Raw genomic sequence first — 3,174 nt, 5'->3', positions numbered from 1 at the left:
CGCATGGCCAGATTCGGGCGGAAGTCCTGATTTTCCCTCGCCGACCGTATATCCTCCGGGCATGACGAAAAAATCAGCAGCTCCCCGCCTCACACTCGGTCACAGCACGATTGCCGCTCGCGATATCGAGAGCCTGGCCGCCTTTTATCGCGACGTTCTCGGTTTCCAAATCACCAACCAGGGCCCGGTCGGGGACGCTCAGATCCTCTTCCTGAGTCAGGATCCGTCCTGCCATCACCAGATCGCCATGGTGGGGGGGATTCCCGTTCCGGAGCGATCGCATCGCATGGTCGATCATCTGGCGTTTCGGACCGGTTCACTCGACGACCTGCGCAGCCTGCGCGCCACCCTGATCAAAGCCGGTGTCGAAGAAATCATGCAGATCACTCACGGCAATGCCTGGTCGATCTACTTCTCCGATCCCGAGGGCAATGGGATCGAATGCTACGTCGACACGCCCTTCCACGTGGCGCAGCCGCAAGGTCGTGGGTACGACCTCGACCAGAGCGACGAGCAGATCGAAAAGACCACGCGCGAGGAATTTGGCGCCGAGCCTGAGTTTCGACCGATGGCGGAGTGGCAAGAGGAGTTCTCGAATAAAATCGAGCAGTCCTGAACGCGTTCAGCCCGCCAGTCCCAGGCGATTGGCGATGTTGTTCTTCTGCATGTTCGAAGAGCCGCCGACGATGGGCATCCCCAGGATGTCGCGCACATGGCGTTCCATGTCGTAGCCTTCGGACAGACCGTAGGCTCCCATCACACGCTGACACGCGAGTACGATCTCGACGGCGGTGTCGGCCACGAAGAGCTTGGCCATCGATGCCTCGACGCTACAGGGCCGGTCCTGGTTGGCCAGCCAGGCGGCGTTGTAGAGCATATGCCTGCACGCCTCCAATCGCGTGCGCGCCTCGACCAGCGAGTGGCGCACGGCCTGGTGTCCGCTGATCGGCTTGCCGAATTGTTGGCGTTCCTGCGCGTAGGCCCAGGCTTCTTCGACGGCGGCCTGGGCGATTCCAAAGCTGACGGCGGAGATCTCGAGCTTTTCCACGTCGAGCGCTCGTCCCGCCAGCATCTTCCAGCCGCGGTTCAGACTTTCTTCTCCGCCCACGACGAGATCGATCGGTACTTTCACGTCGTCGAATGCGACGTCACTGGAAAGTGTATATCGAAGATTGACGTGTTCGATGGGTTGGATCTCGATGCCGGGCAGATCGGTCGGCACCAGAACGAAGCTGAGGTTTCGATAGCGCTCGGCCTGCTCGTCGCTGCGCACCAGGCAGTAGATATAGTCGGCAAACTCGGCTCCCGTACACCAGCGCTTCATGCCGTTGAGAACCAGGTGCCGACCGTCGTCTGAAAGCCGAGCCGTGGTGCGAACGCTCGCCAGGTCTCCGCCCACGTCGGGTTCCGACAAGCCGTACGCGAAGAGCAGTTCTCCGCGCGCCAGTTTCGGCAGCAGTTCCCGCTTCTGGGTCGGAGAGCCGTTTTCCGAGATGTTCATTCCGCCGTAGAAGGCGCAGTGGATGAACGGGCCCGCGGCGAAACTCCCGGCGCGACAGAGTTCCTCGATCACGGCGACGGCGGCCACCAGGTCGCGGCCCGCACCTCCGAACTCCTCGTCGATGGTGAGGCCGCACACGCCCAGATCCGCGAGCTTGCGAAAGAGTTCGCGGGGAAAGCGGTGCTCCCGGTCCCACTCTCGAACCCATTCGGGCTTCATCTCTTCGGCGACAAAGCGCCGCAGGGTCTCGCGAAGCAGTCCGATGTGTTCCGGTTCGTCGGCGAAAGTGGTCGGCATGCAGATCGGCCGCTAAAGCGGCTGTCCCCAGCGATCGCCGTAGACCATCTTCTCGACCGGTCTTCGAGAAATGCTGCCGTGCCCGCCCCCGACCGGATAGCCGATCGGAATCATGGCGGCGGTGTACCAGGGATCGGGGATTTCCAGGAGCGTCCTGACCTCGCTCTCGACTTCACACAAGAGCGTCGTCAACACGCAGCCCAGGCCTTCGTTGCGACAGGCGAGTAGCAGGTTCTGGACGGCCGGGTAGATCGATGCGCCTCCGACGACCGAGAGCCGCTCCTGTTTTTCGTCGGTGACCGCCAACCCCTTGGGATTGAAACAGCTGATCAGCACGGCCGGTGTATCGGCGAAGTTCTCGGCCAGGTAGTCGCCCGCTGCGATCATGCGCTCGTTCTTCTCGCGGACTTCCTTGGGAGCGTCTGCGAGCAGTGCGCGATGCCCCTGGCTATAAGCCTTCCAGCGCGTGGAGTAGAGTGCGCCAAGCGCGGCTTTCTTCGCGGCATCTTTGACGACGACGATTCGCCACGCCTGCACATTGCCTCCGCTCGGCGCCCAGGTTGCGGCTTCCAGCACACGTCGCAGTACCTCGTCGGGGATGGGATCGGGTCGCAACCGACGCACCGCTCTGAGGGTCTTCATCGCATCGTAGAGTTCCATGAGATTCTCCCTTGCCGGTCGGTGTCCGCGTCTCCGGGGTCAGCTTCCCAGGTCAACGTCCCCTGAAGTGCGGCTTGCGTTTTTCGCGAATCGCGTTCAGTGCTTCCGCGTGGTCTTCGCTCTGGAATGTCACGATCTCGAGTGCCGTCGACGTGTCGAACGCGATGTTCAGGGCATTCTTGACCAGTTTGTTTACCGCTTGCTTGGTGTAACGCACGGCCAGCGGGGCTCCGGCGCTTAGCTTCGTCGCGAAGGCCATGGCCTGGTCCTGTAATTCCTCGGCGGAGACGACGCGATTGACCAGGCCGAGGCGCTCCGCCTCCTGTGCGTTCACGGCATCTCCGGTCATCAGGTACTGCTTTGCGCGCGCCGGTCCCAGGACCAAAGGCCAGATGGCCACGCCGCCGTCGCCCGCCACGATACCTACGCGAACATGCGGGTCGGCGAGGGTGGCCGTCTCGGCCATGAAGATGGTGTCGCAGAGCAGGGCCAGCGATGCGCCCAGACCCACCGCGTGACCATTGAGCGCCGCAACGATCGGAACTTCGACATCGAGAAGATCCCAGATCATCTGTTTGGCGTCGCGTCGCAGGTTTTCGAGTTTTTCCAGATCGTCGAGCGACGGGAACCAGTCGAAGTCACCACCGGCGCTGAATGCGCGTCCGCGGCCGGTCAGTAGTACCGCGCGCGCGCGAGTTTCGCGCTTGAGCTCGCGG

The 3,174-nt window shown here is 62.5% G+C and carries 4 protein-coding genes; 1 reads left to right on the top strand and 3 read right to left on the bottom strand.

The annotated features are described in order from the left end of the window. Positions 1 to 61: 61 nt before the first annotated feature. A complete protein-coding gene (locus tag GY725_24845) occupies positions 62 to 616 on the top strand; it encodes a hypothetical protein (GenBank protein MCP4007423.1) in 555 nt (184 codons plus the stop codon). A 6-nt stretch (positions 617 to 622) separates the two neighbouring features. On the opposite strand, the gene GY725_24840 is transcribed toward GY725_24845, so the two are convergent. The 3 genes from GY725_24840 to GY725_24830 all read right to left on the bottom strand — a co-directional run. Next, a complete protein-coding gene (locus tag GY725_24840; GenBank protein ID MCP4007422.1) occupies positions 623 to 1,798 on the bottom strand; it encodes an acyl-CoA/acyl-ACP dehydrogenase in 1,176 nt (391 codons plus the stop codon). 12 nt (positions 1,799 to 1,810) lie between these two features. Then, positions 1,811 to 2,458, bottom strand: a complete 648-nt coding sequence (locus tag GY725_24835) for a nitroreductase family protein (protein ID MCP4007421.1) — start codon at positions 2,456 to 2,458, stop codon at positions 1,811 to 1,813. Between the two features lie 52 nt (positions 2,459 to 2,510). After that, on the bottom strand, positions 2,511 to 3,174 hold a 664-nt coding region (locus tag GY725_24830), incomplete at its 5' end, for an enoyl-CoA hydratase/isomerase family protein (protein ID MCP4007420.1).

Source organism: bacterium, from assembly GCA_024226335.1.
Classification (GTDB): Bacteria; Myxococcota_A; UBA9160; order SZUA-336; family SZUA-336; genus JAAELY01.
The sequence above is the reverse complement of the archived record's forward strand: the minus strand, read 5'-3'. Positions and strand labels throughout refer to the sequence as shown.